At 69.8% G+C, this 18,619-nt stretch carries 17 protein-coding genes; 8 read left to right on the plus strand and 9 right to left on the minus strand.

Annotated features, from left to right (window positions below; translation table 11 throughout):
* Positions 1-21: 21 nt before the first annotated feature.
* A complete protein-coding gene (locus IE182_RS03550) occupies positions 22-1,425 on the minus strand; it encodes a serine hydrolase domain-containing protein (protein ID WP_190108132.1) in 1,404 nt (467 codons plus the stop codon).
* 122 nt (positions 1,426-1,547) lie between these two features.
* Here IE182_RS03550 and IE182_RS03555 point away from each other — a divergent pair, with 122 nt between their 5' ends.
* Positions 1,548-2,150: a cysteine hydrolase family protein gene (locus IE182_RS03555; RefSeq protein WP_190108133.1), complete on the plus strand. Its 603-nt coding sequence runs from the start codon at positions 1,548-1,550 to the stop codon at positions 2,148-2,150.
* A gap of 36 nt (positions 2,151-2,186) precedes the next feature.
* On the opposite strand, the gene IE182_RS03560 is transcribed toward IE182_RS03555, so the two are convergent.
* Positions 2,187-2,867, minus strand: coding sequence for a TetR/AcrR family transcriptional regulator (locus IE182_RS03560; RefSeq protein WP_190108134.1), 681 nt, complete (start codon positions 2,865-2,867; stop codon positions 2,187-2,189).
* Between the two features lie 71 nt (positions 2,868-2,938).
* Here IE182_RS03560 and IE182_RS03565 point away from each other — a divergent pair, with 71 nt between their 5' ends.
* Positions 2,939-4,051, plus strand: a complete 1,113-nt coding sequence (locus tag IE182_RS03565; RefSeq protein WP_190108135.1) for an FAD-dependent oxidoreductase — start codon at positions 2,939-2,941, stop codon at positions 4,049-4,051.
* Positions 4,052-4,084: 33 nt separating this feature from the next.
* Here IE182_RS03565 and dnaB read toward each other — a convergent pair whose 3' ends face one another.
* Positions 4,085-5,563, minus strand: coding sequence for a replicative DNA helicase (gene dnaB / locus IE182_RS03570; RefSeq protein WP_190108136.1), 1,479 nt, complete (start codon positions 5,561-5,563; stop codon positions 4,085-4,087).
* Between the two features lie 495 nt (positions 5,564-6,058).
* On the opposite strand from dnaB, the gene IE182_RS03575 reads away from it, so the two are divergent.
* Entirely contained in the window at positions 6,059-7,399 is a 1,341-nt protein-coding gene (locus IE182_RS03575) for an MATE family efflux transporter (protein WP_190108137.1), read from the plus strand.
* Between the two features lie 77 nt (positions 7,400-7,476).
* On the opposite strand, the gene rplI is transcribed toward IE182_RS03575, so the two are convergent.
* From rplI to rpsF, 4 genes are all read right to left on the minus strand, one after another.
* Positions 7,477-7,923, minus strand: a complete 447-nt coding sequence (rplI, locus tag IE182_RS03580) for a 50S ribosomal protein L9 (protein ID WP_190108138.1) — start codon at positions 7,921-7,923, stop codon at positions 7,477-7,479.
* A gap of 18 nt (positions 7,924-7,941) precedes the next feature.
* Positions 7,942-8,178 carry a 30S ribosomal protein S18 gene (gene rpsR, locus IE182_RS03585; RefSeq protein WP_004950692.1) on the minus strand — a complete coding sequence of 79 codons (237 nt, stop codon included), beginning with the start codon at positions 8,176-8,178 and terminating at the stop codon, positions 7,942-7,944.
* 75 nt (positions 8,179-8,253) lie between these two features.
* Complete coding sequence (locus tag IE182_RS03590; RefSeq protein ID WP_190108139.1) at positions 8,254-8,838, minus strand: single-stranded DNA-binding protein; 585 nt, start codon at positions 8,836-8,838, stop codon at positions 8,254-8,256.
* Between the two features lie 81 nt (positions 8,839-8,919).
* Positions 8,920-9,210 (minus strand): 30S ribosomal protein S6, encoded by a 291-nt coding sequence (gene rpsF / locus IE182_RS03595; RefSeq protein ID WP_006604399.1) that lies wholly within the window; start codon positions 9,208-9,210, stop codon positions 8,920-8,922.
* 273 nt (positions 9,211-9,483) lie between these two features.
* Here rpsF and IE182_RS03600 point away from each other — a divergent pair, with 273 nt between their 5' ends.
* The 3 genes from IE182_RS03600 to IE182_RS03610 all read left to right on the plus strand — a co-directional run bounded on the left by IE182_RS03600 (position 9,484) and on the right by IE182_RS03610 (position 12,134).
* Positions 9,484-9,801, plus strand: coding sequence for a hypothetical protein (locus IE182_RS03600; protein ID WP_190108140.1), 318 nt, complete (start codon positions 9,484-9,486; stop codon positions 9,799-9,801).
* Between the two features lie 101 nt (positions 9,802-9,902).
* The gene (locus tag IE182_RS03605) at positions 9,903-11,021 is read left to right on the plus strand and encodes a lipid II:glycine glycyltransferase FemX (RefSeq protein ID WP_190108141.1); all 1,119 of its coding nucleotides are present in this window, start codon (positions 9,903-9,905) and stop codon (positions 11,019-11,021) included.
* An 81-nt stretch (positions 11,022-11,102) separates the two neighbouring features.
* Positions 11,103-12,134 (plus strand): alanine racemase, encoded by a 1,032-nt coding sequence (locus tag IE182_RS03610; protein ID WP_190108142.1) that lies wholly within the window; start codon positions 11,103-11,105, stop codon positions 12,132-12,134.
* A gap of 43 nt (positions 12,135-12,177) precedes the next feature.
* Here the strand turns inward: IE182_RS03610 and IE182_RS03615 are convergent, their stop codons facing one another.
* Positions 12,178-13,674 carry a glycosyltransferase family 87 protein gene (locus IE182_RS03615; RefSeq protein WP_190108143.1) on the minus strand — a complete coding sequence of 499 codons (1,497 nt, stop codon included), beginning with the start codon at positions 13,672-13,674 and terminating at the stop codon, positions 12,178-12,180.
* Between the two features lie 130 nt (positions 13,675-13,804).
* Positions 13,805-16,435, minus strand: a complete 2,631-nt coding sequence (locus IE182_RS03620) for a transglycosylase domain-containing protein (protein ID WP_190108144.1) — start codon at positions 16,433-16,435, stop codon at positions 13,805-13,807.
* 417 nt (positions 16,436-16,852) lie between these two features.
* On the opposite strand from IE182_RS03620, the gene IE182_RS03625 reads away from it, so the two are divergent.
* Positions 16,853-17,440, plus strand: a complete 588-nt coding sequence (locus IE182_RS03625) for a PadR family transcriptional regulator (protein WP_190108145.1) — start codon at positions 16,853-16,855, stop codon at positions 17,438-17,440.
* A 49-nt stretch (positions 17,441-17,489) separates the two neighbouring features.
* On the plus strand, positions 17,490-18,572 hold the full coding sequence (locus tag IE182_RS03630) for an inositol-3-phosphate synthase (protein WP_190108146.1): 1,083 nt from the start codon (positions 17,490-17,492) through the stop codon (positions 18,570-18,572).
* Positions 18,573-18,619 lie beyond the last annotated feature (47 nt).

An 18,619-nucleotide genomic window follows, 5' to 3' on the forward strand; every position in this document is an offset into this window, starting at 1 on the left:
CGGCCCATGCGGACCATAGGACTATTGCCAGCCGCCCGTGTCGACGCCGCCGGGCACCACGTCCCCGGGCCCGTACGGCTCGCGGGTGAAGACGAACGTGCCGATGTCCAGGTGGCTCACGGTCCCGTCCGCTCCGCGCACGGCCGTCAGCGTCTCGCCCGCGTAGTAGCCGTCGAGGCCGGTCCAGGTGCCGTCCTCCTCCGCGCGGAAGGCCGCGCCGCGGCCCCCGGCCCCGAGCGGCTTCAGGTCCAGGGACCGGCCGGCGCGCAGATGCACCGCGAACGGCGCGGCCCCCCAGTACCAGGGGCCGGTCAGCTCCAGCAGTTCCGGATCCGCGGCGTCGAGCGGACGCCACGGCTGGGGGATCCGCGGCTCCTGCTCGGCGAGCGTGCGCACCATGTCGGTCGCTATGGCGCCGATGCCGAAGAGGGAGGTGACGTTGGCCAGGACGACGGCCGCGGTGCCCTCCTCGGGGCACGCCCAGAGCGTGGCCACGAACCCCGGCATCGAACCGCCGTGGCCGCAGAGGAACCGGCCGTCGCGCCAGGCCACCTGCAGGCCCAGGCCGTAGGCGCCCGTCCGGTCCGGGGCCTGCGGCTCGGTCTCCGGGACCCGCATCGCGGCCACCGACTCCGCACCGAGCACGCGGTCGTCGCCGTTCAGCAGGAAGGCGGCGAAGCGGCAGAGGTCGGCCGCCGTGGACCACAGCTGTCCGGCCGGGGCCATCACACCGGTGTCCACCGCCGGTTCGGGCAGCAGGACGTCCGCCCAGGGGTGCACGGCGTGACCCTCGGCGTGCGGGGCCTCGGGGTGGAGCGTCGTGCGGTGCATCCCGAGCGGCTCCAGCACCTCCCGGCGCAGCACGTCGTACCAGTTCTCCCCGCGGAGCTGCGCGACGAGCGCGCCCAGGAGCGCGTAACCGGGGTTGGAGTAGTGGTGCAGGCGCCCCGCGGCATGGCGCTGGGGGCGCTCGCCGAAGATATCGGCGAGCTCGGGGCGCAGGGCGCCGTCCGTGCGCTCCCACCACGGGCCGCGCGACTCCGCCGCCAGCCCGGAGGTGTGGGCGAGGAGCTGGGCGATGGTCGCGGCGCCGCCCTCGGGGGTGTCGAGGTGCTTGGCGAGCGGATCGTCCAGGTCGAGCAGGCCCTCGTCGCGCAGCCGCAGGACCAGAACGGCGACGAAGGTCTTGGTGATCGAGCCGATCCGGTACTGGGTGTCCGCCCCCGGTGCCTCCCCGCCGACGCTGCCGCGCCCCGCGGACCACACCATCCGTCCGTCCCGCATCACCGCCCCCACGAGGGAGGGCGTGCGGCCCTCCGCCTGTCCGGTGGCGACGCGGTGCAGGAGGGCACGGCGGGTGGCGGGCAGCAGTTCGGCGAACTCCGCGGCATCCGCGGCAATTCCGGCGTCGTACGAGGCAGTCATGCCCGCACCCTAACCAGAGGGGCCGTCAGACCCCGTACGCCCCGCATACCCCCTGAGCCCCGCGCGCCCTACGCATCCCGCAGGCCCTGTGCGTCCCGTGCGCCGTCGGGCACGATGCCCTCATGACCCCTGCCGTGCCACCCGTTCACGCCCTGCTCGTCGTCGACGTCCAGTCCGCCTTCGTCCACGGGGCGGAGGCGGTGCCCGACGCGGCCCGGCTCCTGGACCGCGTCGGACACCTGATATCCGCCGCCCGCGCGAGCGGCGCCTTCGTCGTCCACCTCCGCAACGACGGGCCGCCGGGCGCGACCGACGAGCCGGGCACGCCCGGCTGGCGGCTCCACCTGCCTGTCGAGGAGGGCCCGGCCGAGGTCGTGCTCGGCAAGACGGAGGACGACGGCTTCTACGAGACCCCCCTCAACGCCCTGCTCACCCGCTCAGGGGTGCGGTCGCTCGCCGTCTGCGGGGTGATGTCCGAGATGTGCGTCAGCGCGACGGCGCGTACGGCCATGGAGCTGGGCTACCGGGTCGTCATGCCGCACGACGCCCACGCCACCTACGACATCCCGCCGGCCGCCGGCATCAGCGGCGCCGTCCCGGCCGCGATGGTCTCGCGGACGGCCGAATGGGCCCTCGGCGACGGCGTCCAGATCGTCGCCGGCGCCGCGGACGTCCGCTTCACCGCGCCGACGCCGCGTCGCGCCCGGCCCGCTCACGGGATGTAGTGCGGCTTGGTACCGGGCCGGCCCCTGGGCCGCGCCTCACCTTGAGATGCGGGCTTCGATGCCGTCGAGCAGGAAGTCGAGGCCGATCCGGAAGGTGTGGTCGGCGTCCAGGTGGGCGGCATCGCGCACCACTGTGGCGAGCGCGGGGAATCGGCCGGTGGCGAAGGTCCGCTCCAGATAGGGCCCGAGTGTGGCCTGCCAACGCTTCTCGTCCATCCCGGTGGCCCGCTCGGCACGTCGCTCGGCGATCTCCCGGCGCACCGCGCCGATCACGTACGCGTCGACCGCGATGACCACCGGCATGACGGCGTCCACATCGACGCCGTCCAGCGCGGCCACCACGATCTCCCCCTTGGCCAGCGCGTGCGGCCCGAGCTGCGGTCGCCCACCGAGCAGATCGGCGAGCCATTCGTGCTCGTGAGCGGCCTGCCGGGTGGTTTCGGCAAGAGACCGCAGCACCTCCCGCCAGCCGTCTCCGACCGGCTGGATCTCGGCGTGGACCGCGTCGACCATCAGGTCGAGCAACTCCTCCTTGCTGGCGATGTAGCTGTACAGCCGCATCGGTCCGACGCCCAGCACGGCGGCGACCTTGCGGAGCGACACCGCCTCCAGGCCGTCCGCGTCGGCCAGCCGGATCGCCGCTCGCACGATCCGCTCGCGGTTCAGCGGGGCCGGCACGGGTCGATTCGGCGGCTCCGGCCTCTCCCACACCAACATGCCGCTCACAATACACCGCATCGGCCGATACAGTGTATCGATCAGTACGGCGTATCGAAGGGGAGGCAACCATGACCATCGCCATCGTCGGAGCCGGCCTCGGCGGCCTGGCTCTCGCCCGTGTGCTGCACGTGAACGGCATCGACGCCGTCGTGTACGAACGCGAACCGTCACGCGGCACGCGCGGTCAGGGCGGCATGCTCGACCTGCACTCCGGGACCGGGCAGCGGGCGCTGCGCGAGGCCGGCCTGATCGACCAGTTCCACGCGATCGCCCGTCGCGAAGGCCAGGACCTGCGACTTCTCACCCCGGACGGCACCCTGCTGCTCCAGGAGGACACGCCCGACGACGCCCCACTGGAGCGCCCCGAGGTCGACCGTGCCGACCTGCGCAACCTGCTGCTGGACTCTCTCCCGGAAGACGCGGTGCGCTGGGGGCACGCGTTCGCATACGCCGACCACGGCCTGCTGCACTTCACCGACGGCGGCAGCGCGCCGTATGACCTGCTGGTCGGCGCCGACGGCGCGAACTCCCAGGTCCGCACGCTTCTCACCGAGGCTCGCCCGGCGCACACCGGCCAGAACGTCGTCGAGCTCGGCATCCCCGACGTCGACCGCACCCACCCCGACCTCGCGACGATGGTCGGACGAGGCAATTACTGGGTGCTCGGCAACGGACAATCCCTGGCGGCGCAGCGCAACGGCGACGGCCGCGTACGCATCTACCTCGGCTTCCACACCGCCGAGGACTGGTTCGCCACCAGCGGCATCCCGTTCGACGACCCGGCCGCCGCCCGGGCGCGGCTGATCGACCTGTTCACCGGCTGGGACTCACGGTTCACCGCGCTGATCGCCGCCTGCGACGACACGATCCTGCCGCGGTCGATCACCACCCTCCCGGTCGGCCTGACCTGGCCGTCGACACCAGACGTCACCCTGCTCGGCGATGCCGCGCACCTGATGCCGCCGGTGGGGCAGGGCGCCAACATGGCGCTGCTCGACGGCGCCCTGCTCGGCCTCGCGCTGGCCGCGCACCCGGACGACTTTCCCGCCGCCGTCAAGGAATACGAACGCGAGATGTTCGAACGCACCAGCGCCGCCGGCCGGCAGTCCGCGCACGTTCAGGAAATCCTGATGTCGCCGGACGCCGCCCAGAGGATGCTCGCCTTCTTCCAACCGGGCTGAAGGGAAATGAGGACCGAGACCCCGCACAGCGGATCAGGTCTGGGCCATGTCCACGAAGCGTGAGTAGTGGCCCTGGAAGGCGACCGTGATGGTGGCCGTGGGGCCGTTACGGTGCTTGCCGACGATGATGTCCGCCTCGCCCGCGCGGGGCGACTCCTTCTCGTAGGCGTCCTCACGGTGCAGCAGGATGACCATGTCCGCGTCCTGCTCGATGGAGCCGGACTCACGGAGGTCGGAGACCATCGGCTTCTTGTCCGTGCGCTGCTCGGGACCACGGTTCAGCTGGGAGAGCGCGATGACCGGGAGCTCCAGCTCCTTGGCCAGCAGCTTGAGGTTTCGGGACATGTCCGAGACCTCCTGCTGGCGGCTCTCGGCACGCTTGTTGCCGCCGGCCTGCATCAGCTGCAGGTAGTCGATGATCACGAGCTTGAGGTCGGCGCGCTGCTTGAGGCGGCGGCACTTGGCCCGGATCTCCATCATCGACAGGTTGGGCGAGTCGTCGATGAACAGCGGGGCGGCCGAGACGTCCGGCATGCGGCGGGCCAGCCGGGTCCAGTCGTCGTCGGTCATGGAACCGGAGCGCATGTGGTGCAGGGCGACGCGCGCCTCGGCGGACAGCAGACGCATCGCGATCTCGTTGCGGCCCATTTCGAGCGAGAAGATCACGCTCGGCAGGTTGTTCTTGATGGAACAGGCGCGGGCGAAGTCCAGCGCGAGGGTGGACTTACCCATGGCGGGACGGGCCGCGATGACGATCATCTGGCCGGGGTGCAGGCCGTTGGTCAGGGCGTCCAGGTCGGTGAAGCCGGTGGGCACGCCGGACATCTGGCCGCTGCGCGAGCCGATGGCCTCGATCTCGTCGAGCGCGCCCTCCATGATGTCGCCGAGCGGGAGGTAGTCCTCGCTGGTGCGCTGCTCGGTGACCGCGTAGACCTCGGCCTGGGCCTTGTTGACGATGTCGTCGACGTCGCCGTCGGCCGCGTATCCCATCTGCGTGATGCGCGTGCCGGCCTCGACCAGGCGGCGCAGCACCGCGCGCTCGTGGACGATCTCGGCGTAGTACTCGGCGTTGGCCGCGGTCGGGACGGACTGGACCAGCGTGTGGAGGTACGCGGCACCGCCGACGCGGGTGATCTCGCCGCGCTTGGTGAGCTCGGCGGCGATGGTGATCGGGTCGGCCGGCTCGCCCTTGGCGTAGAGGTCGAGGATGGCCTGGTAGATCGTCTCGTGCGCCGGACGGTAGAAGTCGTGGCCCTTGAGGACCTCGACGACGTCGGCGATGGCGTCCTTGGACAGCAGCATGCCGCCGAGGACGGACTGCTCGGCGTCCAGGTCCTGCGGCGGTACGCGCTCGAAGCCGCTGCCGCCCCGGTCCCAGGAGCCGCCCTCCTCGCCGCCGCGATCGTGCTGCTCGCCGCGGCCCTTGCCGTCACCGCGGCGCGAACGGGGGAAGGGGAGCCGGTCGCTGGGGCTGTCGCCCCAGGGGTCGTCCATGGGCTCGGGAACGCTCACCCGGGCCACCTCCTCCCGTCCGCGACGCGGACCTCGCCGTGCCACTCTTTCTTACGGCACGGCTCTGACAAATAGGACGCCCGACTCCGGTTATGACGCGTCGAGTTCGCGGCGAGTTCGTGTCGATCTCGTAAGGTCCGCGGGTGCCCGGACGGGCGGGAAACAGACGGCAGGCGCCGCTCCACGGTAGGGCGCCGGGCACCGTCAGCCAATCTGGTTATCCACAGGGCATGTGGATGAGCGGCCCCAGCCTGTGGAGAACCGCCCTCAACCTGTGCACGGGCCGGGGGAAAGCACTGTGGACAAACACACAGTCACCTGCGCCGCACGCTTCTGACCTGCAGTTTTGCCATCCACCGGCTGTTGAGGAGAAAAACTTTCCCACGCGGCCCGCGATCGCGACAAACGGCGCAGAGAAGATCACACACAACCCGGTGAAGTAAGGGTCGTAAGCTAGGTGCACAGATTACCTGTGGAAGATTGGAAGAGGCCCCCGTGACCCAGGCCCGCGCACACGTGCCGCCCGGTGCCCGCCGGCACGACCGAGAGATCCTCGCCCTGGCCGTGCCCGCCTTCGGAGCACTCGTGGCGGAGCCGTTGTTCGTGATGGCCGACAGCGCCATCGTCGGCCACCTCGGCACCCGTCAGCTGGCAGGTCTCGGCGTGGCCGCCGCCCTGCTCACCACGGCCGTCAGCGTCTTCGTCTTCCTCGCCTACGCCACCACCGCGGCCGTCGCCCGCCGGGTCGGCGCGGGAGACCGCCAGGCCGCCATCCGGCAGGGCATGGACGGCATCTGGCTCGCGGTCGTGCTCGGCACGGTGGTCGCCGCGGGCGTCCTGCCCACGGCCCGCATCCTCGTCGAGCTCTGCGGCGCCTCGCCGACCGCCGCCCCCTCGGGCGCCACCTATCTCCGGATCAGCGCCCTGGGCATCCCCGCGATGCTCATCGTGCTCGCCGCCACCGGCGTGCTGCGCGGGCTGCAGGACACCCGGACCCCGCTGTACGTCGCCGTCGGCGGCTTCGCCGCCAACGCCGGGCTCAACGTCGTGCTCGTCTACGGCGCCGGCCTGGGCATCGCCGGCTCCGCCTGGGGAACGGTGCTGGCCCAGTGGGCCATGGCCGCCGTCTATCTGGCCGTCGTCGTCCGCGGGGCCCGGCGGCACGGGGCCTCGCTGCGGCCCGACCTCGCCGGCATCCGGGCCTGCGCCCAGGCCGGGGCGCCGCTGCTGATCCGTACCCTCTCGCTGCGGGCCGTCCTCATGATCGCCACGGCGGTCGCGGCACGGCTGGGCGACACCGACATCGCCGCCCACCAGATCGTGCTGAGCCTGTGGAGCCTGCTGGCCTTCGCCCTCGACGCCATCGCCATCGCCGGGCAGGCGATCATCGGCCGCTACCTGGGCGCCGGGGACGCCGACGGGGCGCGGGCGGTGTGCCGCCGCATGGTGCAGTGGGGCGTCGTCTCGGGCGTGGTTCTAGGGGCGCTGCTGGTCGCGACGCGGCCCCTGTTCATCCCGCTGTTCACCGGCGACCCGGCCGTGCGGGACACGCTGATGCCGGTGCTGCTGGTGGTCGCCCTGGGACAGCCGGTCGCGGGGGTCGTCTTCATCCTGGACGGAGTGCTGATGGGTGCCGGGGACGGGACGTACCTCGCCTGGGCGATGCTGGTGGTCCTGGCCGTCTTCGCGCCCGTCGCCCTCCTGATCCCCGGGCTGGGCGGCGGTCTCATGGCCCTGTGGTGGGCGATGACGCTGATGATGACCGTCCGCCTGGTGACCCTGTGGATACGCGCCCGGTCCGGCCGCTGGCTCGTCACGGGGGCGGTACGGGCCTGACCGGCGCCCGGTACGGCGGAAGGGCCGCACCCCGTGCGGGGTGCGGCCCTTCCGTCAGGCTATGCCTGTCGCAGCCGTCAGGCGGCGACGACCTCGATGCCGAGCTTGGCAACGACGTCGGCGTGCAGACGCACGGACACCTGGTGGGCGCCCAGGGTCTTGATGGGCGAGCCCAGCTCGACGCGGCGCTTGTCGACCTCGGGACCACCGGACGACTTGATCGCGGACGCGACGTCGGCCTGGGTCACGGAGCCGAACAGGCGGCCGGCCTCGCCGGCGCGGACGCCAAGGCGGACCTTGACGGCCTCAAGCTGGCCCTTGACCTCGTTGGCCTGCTCGATCGTGGCGATCTCGCGGATCTTGCGCGCGCGACGGATCTGCGCGACGTCCTTCTCGCCACCCTTGGTCCAGCGGATCGCGAAACCGCGCGGGACCAGGTAGTTACGGGCGTAGCCGTCCTTGACGTCGACGACGTCACCGGCAATGCCGAGGCCGGAGACCTCGTGGGTGAGGATGATCTTCATTAGTTGGTCACCCTTCCCTTATCGCGCGGACGAGGTGTAGGGCAGCAGCGCCATCTCACGGCTGTTCTTCACGGCCGTGGCGACGTCACGCTGGTGCTGGGTGCAGTTGCCGGTCACGCGGCGGGCACGGATCTTGCCGCGGTCGGAAATGAACTTCCGCAGCATGTTCGTGTCCTTGTAGTCCACGTAAGCGGTCTTGTCCTTGCAGAAAGCGCAGACCTTCTTCTTGGGCTTGCGCGGGGGCGGCTTCGCCATTGTCTCTCTCCTGTGAATCAAGAAGTTTTTGTGCTGTCGCCCTTCGGGCCTCGCGGCCCGGGCCCGTCGCCGGACCTAGAAGGGCGGCTCGTCCGAGTAGCCGCCGCCGGAGTTGCCGGAGCCGCCGCCCCAGCCGCCTCCGCCGCCGCCCTGCTGGCCGCCGGACGGAGCGCCGGTGGCCCAGGGGTCGTCGGCGGGAGCCCCGCCGCCGCCCTGCTGGCCGCCGGGACCGGAGCCCCAGCCGCCACCCTGGCCACCACCACTGCCGCCGCCATAGCCACCCTGGCCACCGCGACCCGCGGTCTTGGTGACCTTCGCCGTGGCGTTCTTCAGGCTGGCGCCGACCTCTTCGACGTCGAGCTCGTAGACCGTGCGCTTGACACCCTCACGGTCCTCGTAGGACCGCTGCTTCAGCCGGCCCTGCACGATGACGCGCATGCCTCGCTGGAGCGACTCGGCGACGTTCTCCGCCGCCTGACGCCACACCGAGCACGTGAGGAAGAGGCTCTCGCCGTCCTTCCACTCGTTGGTCTGGCGGTCGAAGGTGCGGGGAGTGGACGCGACTCGGAACTTCGCGACCGCCGCACCGGAGGGGGTGAAGCGCAGCTCGGGGTCGTCGACGAGATTGCCGACGACCGTGATGACGGTCTCGCCTGCCATGGATGAACCTCTCGGCGGGTGTGCTGCTGGCTGCTTGCTACTCGTTGCGATGCAGCCCGATTACCTCTGAACCGCTGGGGTTCAGTGGGTCTCGGGACGGAGGACCTTGGTCCGGAGGACCGACTCGTTCAGGTTCATCTGGCGGTCGAGCTCCTTGACGACCGCAGGCTCGGCCTGCAGGTCGATGACCGAGTAGATGCCCTCGGGCTTCTTCTTGATCTCGTACGACAGACGACGACGGCCCCAGGTGTCGACCTTCTCGACCTTTCCGTTGCCCTCACGGACGACGGAGAGGAAGTTCTCGATCAGGGGGGAGACAGCGCGCTCCTCCAGATCGGGGTCGAGGATGACCATCACCTCGTAGTGACGCATGTGGAACCCACCTCCTTTGGACTCAGCGGCCACGGTCGATCCGTGGCAGGAGGGTCGTGATGCGTGAACAACGGTATCGGCGGACACTGACAATCAGCGGAAAGTCCCTGGGTTGCCCCTGGGACCGAAGCTGGGTCCGGGCAGACACCGGTGCAGACCGTACAGAGTACCTGCACTCCGGCGTCCGGTTGAAATCCGACCGCCCGGCCCCTCAATCTGGACCCACCGGATGTGACCGGCGTTACATTGCACCTGCCTTCAGGAGGTGGCCCCATGACACAGGCGGTTCGGCAGCCCCGTGGACTCCGTGCGCTGATCAACAGCGACGGGAAGCCCCATCCCGTCGAGAACACCTTTACCGCGGCGACAGTGGTGCTGGGTGTACTCGCGGCCGTTTCCTCACTATGGACCGGCCTGCATCTCCTCACCTCGTGGAGCGGGCTGCTCGGCATCCTCACGGGGGCCTGGGGCCAGTTCATCTCCGCCACCACCGGCGAACGATTCCTGCTGATCATCGGGCTCGGAGCGTCCGCTTTCGGCTTCTTCCTGGGCATGGCGCACGGGGGGCTTTTCGGGGGTGTGATCGGATAGCGGGCCGTACGCCCAATCGGGGCGCTCCCAGGTCGCAGTAGGCTTCGGCGCGTGAGCCGGAGCCCCGACCATGGGGACACACCTGCCGAGGAGCGCCCCGCATGAGCCTGACCCTGAGGACAATTAGCCGAGAGCAGCATCTGGCGTACATCCAGAGCCTGCCCGCGGCCAGTCACATGCAGGTGCCGGGGTGGGCCGATGTGAAGAGCGAGTGGCGCTCCGAGAGCCTGGGCTGGTTCGACAAGACCGGTCAGATGGTCGGCGCGGGTCTCGTCCTCTACCGCCAGCTTCCCAAGATCAAGCGTTACCTGGCCTACCTGCCCGAAGGCCCGGTCATCAACTGGTACTCCCCGAACCTGCGCGACTGGCTGGAGCCCATGCTGGCCCACCTCAAGCAGCAGGGCGCCTTCTCCGTGAAGATGGGCCCGCCGGTGGTGATCCGCCGCTGGGACGCCGACGCGATCAAGAAGGGCATCGCCGACCCCGACGCCAAGCGTCTGCGCGACGTCGAGGCCACCTTCATCGAGCCGCGCGCCTTCGAGGTCGCCGACCAGCTGCGCCGGATGGGCTGGCAGCAGGGCGAGGAGGAGGGCGCCGGCTTCGGCGACGTCCAGCCGCGCTACGTCTTCCAGGTGCCGCTGGAGAACCGTTCCCTGGAGGACGTCCACAAGGGCTTCAACCAGCTGTGGCGCCGCAACATCAAGAAGGCCGAGAAGGCCGGCGTCGAGGTCGTCCAGGGCGGCTACGAGGACCTGGCCACCTGGCAGCACCTGTACGAGATCACCGCCGAGCGCGACAAGTTCCGTCCGCGCCCGCTGAGCTACTTCCAGCGCATGTGGACGGCCCTCAACTCCGAGGACCCCAACCGCATGCGGCTGTACTTCGCCGTGCACGAGGGCGAGGCCGTGGCGGCCGCGACGATGCTGATCGTCGGTGGACACGTCTGGTACTCCTACGGAGCCTCCGCCAACCACAAGCGCGAGGTCCGGCCGTCGAACGCCATGCAGTGGCGGATGCTGCGCGACGCCTACGCGCTGGGCGCCAGCGTCTACGACCTCCGCGGCATCGGCGACTCGCTGGACGAGAACGACCACCTCTTCGGCCTCATCCAGTTCAAGGTGGGCACCGGCGGCCAGGCGGCGGAGTACCTCGGCGAGTGGGACTTCCCGCTCAACAAGCTGCTGCACAAGGCTCTCGACATGTACATGTCGCGCCGCTGATCCTGCCGGACGTCCACGAAGCAGTGCCGGAAGGCACACCACCTCACTCAGCAGGAACAGGGAAAGGATCCGGGACCGGCCATGGCGCTCACGCTGTACGTCGACACCGCGCGCTGGCGGGCACACCAGCAGTCCGTCATCCAGCAGTTCCCGGGCATCATCCCGGTCTGCAAGGGCAACGGCTACGGCTTCGGCCACGAGCGGCTCGCCGACGAGGCGACGCGCATGGGCGCGGACATCCTCGCCGTCGGCACCACCTACGAAGCGGCCCGCATCAAGGACTTCTTCAGCGGTGACCTGCTGGTGCTGACCCCCTTCCGGCTGGGCGAGGAGCCCGTGCCGCTGCCGGACCGGGCCATCCGGTCCGTCTCCTCGGTCGAGGGCGTGCGCGGCCTGGTCGGCGCGCGCGTCGTCATCGAGGTCATGAGCACCATGAAGCGGCACGGCATCAGCGAGGAAGACCTGCCCAAGCTGCACGCCGCCATCGAGGACGTGCGCCTGGAGGGCTTCGCGATACACCTGCCGCTGGACCGCGCCGACGGCACCAACGGGGTCGACGAGGTGTCCGCCTGGATGGAGCGGCTGCGCAACGCCCACCTGCCGCTGCACACGATGCTCGTGAGCCACCTGAAGTCCGACGAGCTCGCCCAGCTGCAGCAGCGCTTCCCGCAGACCCGCTTCCGCGCCCGCATCGGCACCCGGCTGTGGCTCGGCGACCACGACGCCACCCACTACCGGGGCGCCGTGCTGGACGTCACGCCCGTCGCCAAGGGCGACCGCTTCGGCTACCGGCAGCAGAAGGCCGCCGGCGACGGCTACCTGGTCGTGGTGGCCGGCGGCACCTCGCACGGCGTCGGCCTGGAGGCGCCGAAGGCGCTGCACGGCATGATGCCGCGCGCCAAGGGCGTGGCCCGTGCGGGCCTCGCGACCATGAACCGCAACCTCTCGCCCTTCGTCTGGGCGGGCAAGCAGCGCTGGTTCGCGGAGCCCCCGCACATGCAGGTCTCCATCCTCTTCGTGCCGGGCGACGCCCCGGCACCGCAGGTCGGCGACGAGCTGGTGGCGCACCTGCGGCACACCACCACGCAGTTCGACCGTCTTCTCGACCACTGATTCCACTGATCCCACCCCCGTGGTGCGGGGCGGGGAGCCGTGACTAGGGCGTACGGCTCCCGATGCCCCATTGGACGCGTGCGACGTCGCTGACCTCCGCGGGCCGCTCAGGGCGGCCCGCGGGGCCCAGCACCCATATGTCCGGCGCCCCGTCGAGAACGCCGCCCGAGGGGTCGTCCGAGCCGTCACGGCGGACGACGTCCCGCTCGGGCAGCAGGATGTCCCGCACGACGAGCCCGCACAGGTACAACGTGCCCAGCAGGTGCAGCACGATCGCCAGCTGGTAGCCCTCCGGCGGCAGCCCCTGGTGCTTGTCGCCGCTTCCCGTGTACGCCAGGTAGAACCAGATGCCCAGGAAGTACAGGACCTCGCAGCCCTGCCAGATCAGGAAGTCGCGCCACTTGGGGCGGGCGAGCGCCGCGAGCGGGACCAGCCACAGCACGTACTGCGGCGAGTAGACCTTGTTGACCAGGATGAACAGCGCCACGACGAGGAAGGCCAGCTGCGCGAAGCGCGGACGGCGGGGGGCCCGCAGGCCGAGGACCGCTATGGCCAGGCACCCCAGGATCATCAGCAACGTCGCGTAGCTGTTGGCGTCGTCCAGCGGGTCGCCCGTGCGCTGTGAGATGAAGAGCCAGACCGAGCCGAAGTCGACGGGCCGGTCCTGGCTGAAGGTGTAGAACTTCGCCCATCCGGGCCGGATGTGGAACCCGCCGGCGTCATGGGTGAACATGACCGGCCCGTTGACCACGAGCCAGGCGCCGGCCGCGGCAGCGGCGGTGGTGACGAACGCCCGCAGGCGCCCGGCCCGCAGACACAGGATGAGCAGCGGCCCCAGCAGCAGCGCCGGATACAGCTTCGCGGCCGCTGCCAGGCCGATCAGCGCTCCCGCCCACAGCGTGCGCCCACGAGCCCACATCAGCATCGCCGCGGCCGTGAGGGCCACCGCGAACAGGTCCCAGTTGATGGTGGCCGTGAGGGCGAAAGCCGGCGCGAGGGCGACCAGCAGTGCGTCCCACGGCCGGCGGCGGTGGGTGCGGGCCACGCACACGGCGATGACGGCCGTGCAGGCCAGCAGCATGCCGGCGTTGATGAGCCAGTACAGCTGCTCGCGGTGCTGGAGGGTCCCGCCGCCCGGCGTGAACAGGGCCGCGATCTCCATGAACAGCCCTGTCAGGACCGGGTACTCCAGGTAGTCCATGCCTCCGGAGAGGGACTGCGGGATGCGGTCGAAGTACGGGAGGAGGCCCTGGTCGAAACCACGGCCGCTGTAGAGGTGCGGGATGTCGGAGTAGCAGGCATGGGTGTACTGCGTGGTGGCGCCGAAGAACCAGCCGTGGTCGTAGCACGGCAGCTTCTGCACCATCCCGAGCGCGAACATGCCGATCGCCACGAGCGCGATCACCCGCACCGGCGTCCACCAGCTCGCCCCGAGCAGCGCACGTCGCCCTGCCGGCCCGCCGATGAGCTCGCTGCCGGCAGCGGCCACCTCGTCCTCCAGGGTGGGCCGTACAAGCTGGTCGTCCCGCACGCTCCTCATGCCCACATCCTGCCGTACCCGCCAAGGACCCGTCGGAGCCTGTGGAAAACCCCGAGGGCCGCCCCGCACGGATGCGGAGCGGCCCTCGGAAGGCCCTGCTCAACCGGTCTGCACCGGATTCATACGATGATCAGCCGCCGGGGCCGCCGAACAATCCGCCACCCGCCTGCCGGCTCGGCCCGGGCGTCGGCGACTCACCGGGATCACCACCCGTACCGCCGTTGCTGCCCGCACCGCCGGGCTTGCCCCCGTTGCCGCCGCTGTTGCCGCCGGGCTTGCACTTGCGGTCGAAGAAGCCGCAGGTCGCGCTCGGGGACGGGGTGCCCGAGGGGGACTTCGACGGGGAGGGCGAGGTCGAGGCCGACGGCGACGGAGAGGTCGAGGCCGACGGTGTGGCGCTCGGCGCGGGGCTCGCCCCGTCACCGAAGACCTTCTCACCGATCGGCTGCGGCGCGTCGAACTGCAGCACGGGCTGGCCCTTGAGCGCCTTGCCCATGTAGTCGGCCCAGATCTCCGCCGGGAAGGACGCGCCGTGGATGGTGGCCTTGCCACCCACACCGCGCATCGACAGGAACTCCTGCTTCTTGGCGTTGGGGTCGACGCGGTACATACCGACCGCCGTCGACAGCTGCGGGGTGTAGCCCGCGAACCAGGCCGAGCGGTTGCCGTCGGTCGTACCCGTCTTGCCCGCCGCCGGGCGGTCGCCGAGCTTCGCGGCGGTACCGGTGCCCGACTCCACGACGGTCTTCAGCACGTCCGTCACGTTGTTCGCGACGTTCGCGTCGAACGCCTGGGCGCTCTTCTCCTCGTGCTGGAAGGCGGTCCGGCCGTCCTTCTCCACCTTCTCGACCGAGTAGGGGTCGACCTGCTTGCCGCTCGCCGCGAACGTCCCGTACGCACCCGCCAGCCGGATCGCGCTGGGCGCCGATGTGCCGAGCGAGAAGGTGGGGGTGATGGAGGCCAGCTGGTCCTTGTCCAGGCCCGCCTTCAGCGCGGCCTCCCGGACCAGGTCCGTTCCGACGTCCATGCCGAGCTGGATGAAGGGGGTGTTCGTCGAGTACTGCATGGCCGTCCGGAGGGTGATGAGGCCCTTGTCCTCGTCGCCGTCGTTCGGCTGGTGCCACTCCTGGCCGTTCTGGTCGTGCCAGACCTTGCCGCTGTAGTCCCTCAGCGTCAGCTTGTTGTTGCCGTTGTAGATGCTCTCCGGCGACACGATCGTGCGCTGGCTGAGGCTCTGCTGCGGCCCGAGCCGCGGGTTGCGCTTCCCGTTCGTCATCGCGGCCGCCAGGACGAACGGCTTGAACGTCGAGCCGACCTGCACACCGGTGTAGTCGGAGTTGTTGGTGAAGTGCTCCAGCGCGTTCTCACCGCCGTAGATGGCGACGATCTTGCCGGTCTTGGGCTCCACCGAGGCGCCGCCGAACTGGACGAACTGGTCGACGTCACGGACCTGCGGCTTGATGTTGGCCTTGCGCACCTCCTCGACCGACTTCGCCAGCGTGTTCACCTTGTCGCGGTCGAACGTGGTGTGGATCTGGTAGCCGCCCTTGTCCAGCTCGGCCTTGCTGATCTTGGAGTGGGCGACGATGTAGTTGTCGGCAAGGTCGGTGAGGTAGCCGATCTGCCCGGCCCGGTTGGTCGCCGGCTTGGGCTTCTGGACCTTCGGGAAGCCCTCCTGGACCCACTTGTCGCGCTCGGCGGCGCCCATGCGGCCCACCTGCACCTCGCGGTCCAGCGTCCACTTCCAGCGTTCGGTGGCCCGCTTGGTGTTCTTCTCCGGGGTCGCCGCGGGACCCTGGCCGCCGAACGGGTCGTAGAGATTCGGACCGTTCAGCGTGGCCGACAGGAAGGCGCTCTCGCTCGGCGTCAGGTCCTCGCAGTCCTTGTCGAAGTACGCCCGCGCCGCCGCCTGGATGCCGTAGGCGCCGCGCCCGTAGTAGGCGGTGTTGAGGTAGCCGGCAAGGATGAAGTCCTTGTCCTTGGTGGCGCCCACCTTCACGGAGATCAGCAGCTCGGTGGCCTTGCGCTTGAGCGTCTGCTCCTGGCTCAGGTACGTGTTCTTCACGAACTGCTGGGTGATGGTCGAACCGCTCTGCGTCTCGCCGCCCTGCGCCATCTTCACGACGGCCCGGGCGATGCCCATCGGGTCGACGCCCCAGTCCTTCTCGAAGCTGGCGTTCTCCGCTGAGATCACCGCGTTCTGCATGGACTTGGGGATCTGGGAGATCTGCACGATCTGCCGGTTGAGGCTGCCGCCACCGGCGACGACCATCTGTTTGCCGTCGGCCCAGTAATAAACGTTCTTCTGGACGACCGATGCCTTCTGCGCGCTCGGGACCTGGACCACCGCGAGCGCCACGCCCACGATGCCCAGGACCAGCCCGACGAGCGAGACGACCAGGCCCGTGACGAGCTTCCAGGAAGGCATCCAGCGCCACGCCCCGGACTTGCCCGCGCGCGGGTAGTCGATGAACCGCTTCGTCACCGGGCGTCCGCTGTCCCTGCGGCCCCGGCCCGGCCCCCCGGGACCGGAGTCCGGCGATCGTCTGCGGCCGCCGGCACCCGTGCTGCGCTGGGACACGCGGCGGGCGTCGGTCCGGTTTCCTTGCCGGGATTCCTCGCCCCGGCCCTGTCCCGGCGCGGCCGCCGGGTTGCTTGATGGTGCGGCGCGGCGGCCGGACATGGGCTGCTGGCCGGCACGACGGGCCGCGGAACGTCCGCCGCCCTGAGGCGGCGGCGGCTTGCGGCGGTGCTCGCTCATCGAACGACTACTCCTCGGGCAGGCGCTATCGCCTGACAGCGGCAGGTGGCTTGCGGTCCCCCCGATGTGCGATCCGGCTGTCCCCCCGAGCGACGGACCGCACTGCATACGGGACGAGGACGCCCCAGGACGTCACCCGGTTCCCAGTGATTTGCATGGCGCACAGACTACGCACGGCCAAATCACGCCCACTGCGGATGTTCACTCCAAATCAGGCCGCTTGTGTCCCACGAATCGGTGATGTGACCTCGTTCACCGTGCCCCCTCTTGTCGCGGCGGGACGCCCGTTCTATCGTCTGGATGTATCGAGTCGATACATCAGCTCAGCACATCAGCCCGACACATCAAGTCGGCATAAGGGACCAATAAGGATTAGGGATCACAAGGACTAGGCTGTGGGGGACAAGGAGGCGAAAAATGAGCAGACGCTCCGGCATCCTCGAATTCGCCGTCCTCGGCCTGCTCCGAGAGTCCCCGATGCACGGCTACGAGCTGCGCAAGCGCTTGAACACCTCACTCGGGGTGTTCCGTGCGTTCAGCTACGGCACCCTCTACCCCTGCCTGAAGTCCCTCGTGGCGAACGGCTGGCTGGTCGAGGAGCCCGGGAACGCTCCGGAGGACGCCTTGGCGGCGTCCTTGGCCGGACGGCGGGCGAAGATCGTCTACCGCCTGACGGCAGAGGGCAAGGAGCACTTCGAGGAGCTGCTCGCCCACACGGGTCCGGACGCGTGGGAGGACGAGCACTTCGCCGCCCGCTTCGCGTTCTTCGGACAGACCTCGCGGGACGTGCGGATGCGGGTGCTGGAAGGCCGCCGCAGCCGTCTGGAGGAGCGTCTGGAGAAGATGCGCGCCTCCCTGGCCCGCACCCGGGAGCGGCTGGACGACTACACCCTCGAACTTCAGCGCCACGGCATGGAATCCGTGGAGCGCGAGGTCCGCTGGTTGAACGAGCTGATCGAGAGCGAGCGGGCCGGGCGTGACAAGCGCAACGGTCCGGACCAGTGAGCTCTGCACTCCGCAGAGCTTCGTCGAGTACAAACAGGGAGCAACCGGAATGGGTTCGGTTCGCGTAGCGATCGTCGGTGTGGGCAACTGCGCCGCCTCGCTGGTGCAGGGCGTCGAGTACTACAAGGACGCCGACCCGAACGGCCGCGTGCCGGGTCTGATGCACGTGCAGTTCGGCGACTACCACGTGCGTGACGTCGAGTTCGTCGCTGCCTTCGACGTCGACGCGAAGAAGGTCGGCCTCGACCTCGCGGACGCCATCGGTGCCAGCGAGAACAACACCATCAAGATCTGCGACGTGCCGCAGACCGGTGTCACCGTCCAGCGCGGCCACACCCTCGACGGCCTCGGCAAGTACTACCGCCAGACCATCGAGGAGTCCGCCGAGGCCCCCGTCGACATCGTCCAGGTCCTCAAGGACAAGCAGGTCGACGTCCTGGTCTGCTACCTCCCGGTGGGTTCCGAGGACGCTGCGAAGTTCTACGCGCAGTGCGCCATCGACGCCAAGGTCGGCTTCGTCAACGCCCTCCCGGTCTTCATCGCGGGCACCAAGGAGTGGGCGGACAAGTTCACCGAGGCCGGCGTCCCGATCGTCGGTGACGACATCAAGTCGCAGGTCGGCGCCACCATCACGCACCGCGTGATGGCCAAGCTGTTCGAGGACCGGGGCGTCATCCTGGACCGCACGATGCAGCTGAACGTCGGCGGCAACATGGACTTCAAGAACATGCTGGAGCGCGACCGCCTGGAGTCCAAGAAGATCTCCAAGACGCAGGCCGTCACCTCCCAGATCCCCGACCGCGAGCTGGGCGAGAAGAACGTCCACATCGGCCCGTCCGACTACGTGGCCTGGCTGGACGACCGCAAGTGGGCCTACGTGCGCCTTGAGGGCCGCGCGTTCGGCGACGTCCCGCTGAACCTGGAGTACAAGCTGGAGGTCTGGGACTCCCCGAACTCCGCCGGTGTCATCATCGACGCCGTCCGCGCCGCGAAGATCGCCAAGGACCGCGGCATCGGTGGCCCGATCCTCTCCGCTTCCTCGTACTTCATGAAGTCGCCGCCGGTGCAGTACTTCGACGACGAGGCCCGCGAGAACGTCGAGAAGTTCATCAAGGGCGAGGTCGAGCGCTGATCACGCTCGCTCGGGGCTGAAGAAGCCCCCTGCGCCTCACCACTGGT

The organism is Streptomyces cinnamoneus (genome assembly GCF_014650495.1).
Taxonomy (GTDB): Bacteria; Actinomycetota; Actinomycetes; order Streptomycetales; family Streptomycetaceae; genus Streptomyces; species Streptomyces cinnamoneus.

What these genes read in the sequence shown, in the direction of transcription:
- IE182_RS03605 (WP_190108141.1), top strand. Translation starts at nt 9,903, where the DNA reads ATGAGCCTGACCCTGAGGACAATTAGCCGAGAGCAGCATCTGGCGTAC.
- IE182_RS03625 (WP_190108145.1), top strand. Translation starts at nt 16,853, where the DNA reads ATGAGCAGACGCTCCGGCATCCTCGAATTCGCCGTCCTCGGCCTGCTC.
- IE182_RS03600 (WP_190108140.1), top strand. Translation starts at nt 9,484, where the DNA reads ATGACACAGGCGGTTCGGCAGCCCCGTGGACTCCGTGCGCTGATCAAC.
- IE182_RS03610 (WP_190108142.1), top strand. Translation starts at nt 11,103, where the DNA reads ATGGCGCTCACGCTGTACGTCGACACCGCGCGCTGGCGGGCACACCAG.
- rpsR (WP_004950692.1), bottom strand. Translation starts at nt 8,178, where the DNA reads ATGGCGAAGCCGCCCCCGCGCAAGCCCAAGAAGAAGGTCTGCGCTTTC.
- IE182_RS03630 (WP_190108146.1), top strand. Translation starts at nt 17,490, where the DNA reads ATGGGTTCGGTTCGCGTAGCGATCGTCGGTGTGGGCAACTGCGCCGCC.
- IE182_RS03590 (WP_190108139.1), bottom strand. Translation starts at nt 8,838, where the DNA reads ATGGCAGGCGAGACCGTCATCACGGTCGTCGGCAATCTCGTCGACGAC.
- IE182_RS03615 (WP_190108143.1), bottom strand. Translation starts at nt 13,674, where the DNA reads ATGAGGAGCGTGCGGGACGACCAGCTTGTACGGCCCACCCTGGAGGAC.
- rpsF (WP_006604399.1), bottom strand. Translation starts at nt 9,210, where the DNA reads ATGCGTCACTACGAGGTGATGGTCATCCTCGACCCCGATCTGGAGGAG.
- rplI (WP_190108138.1), bottom strand. Translation starts at nt 7,923, where the DNA reads ATGAAGATCATCCTCACCCACGAGGTCTCCGGCCTCGGCATTGCCGGT.
- IE182_RS03550 (WP_190108132.1), bottom strand. Translation starts at nt 1,425, where the DNA reads ATGACTGCCTCGTACGACGCCGGAATTGCCGCGGATGCCGCGGAGTTC.
- IE182_RS03565 (WP_190108135.1), top strand. Translation starts at nt 2,939, where the DNA reads ATGACCATCGCCATCGTCGGAGCCGGCCTCGGCGGCCTGGCTCTCGCC.
- IE182_RS03555 (WP_190108133.1), top strand. Translation starts at nt 1,548, where the DNA reads ATGACCCCTGCCGTGCCACCCGTTCACGCCCTGCTCGTCGTCGACGTC.
- IE182_RS03560 (WP_190108134.1), bottom strand. Translation starts at nt 2,867, where the DNA reads ATGTTGGTGTGGGAGAGGCCGGAGCCGCCGAATCGACCCGTGCCGGCC.
- IE182_RS03620 (WP_190108144.1), bottom strand. Translation starts at nt 16,435, where the DNA reads ATGAGCGAGCACCGCCGCAAGCCGCCGCCGCCTCAGGGCGGCGGACGT.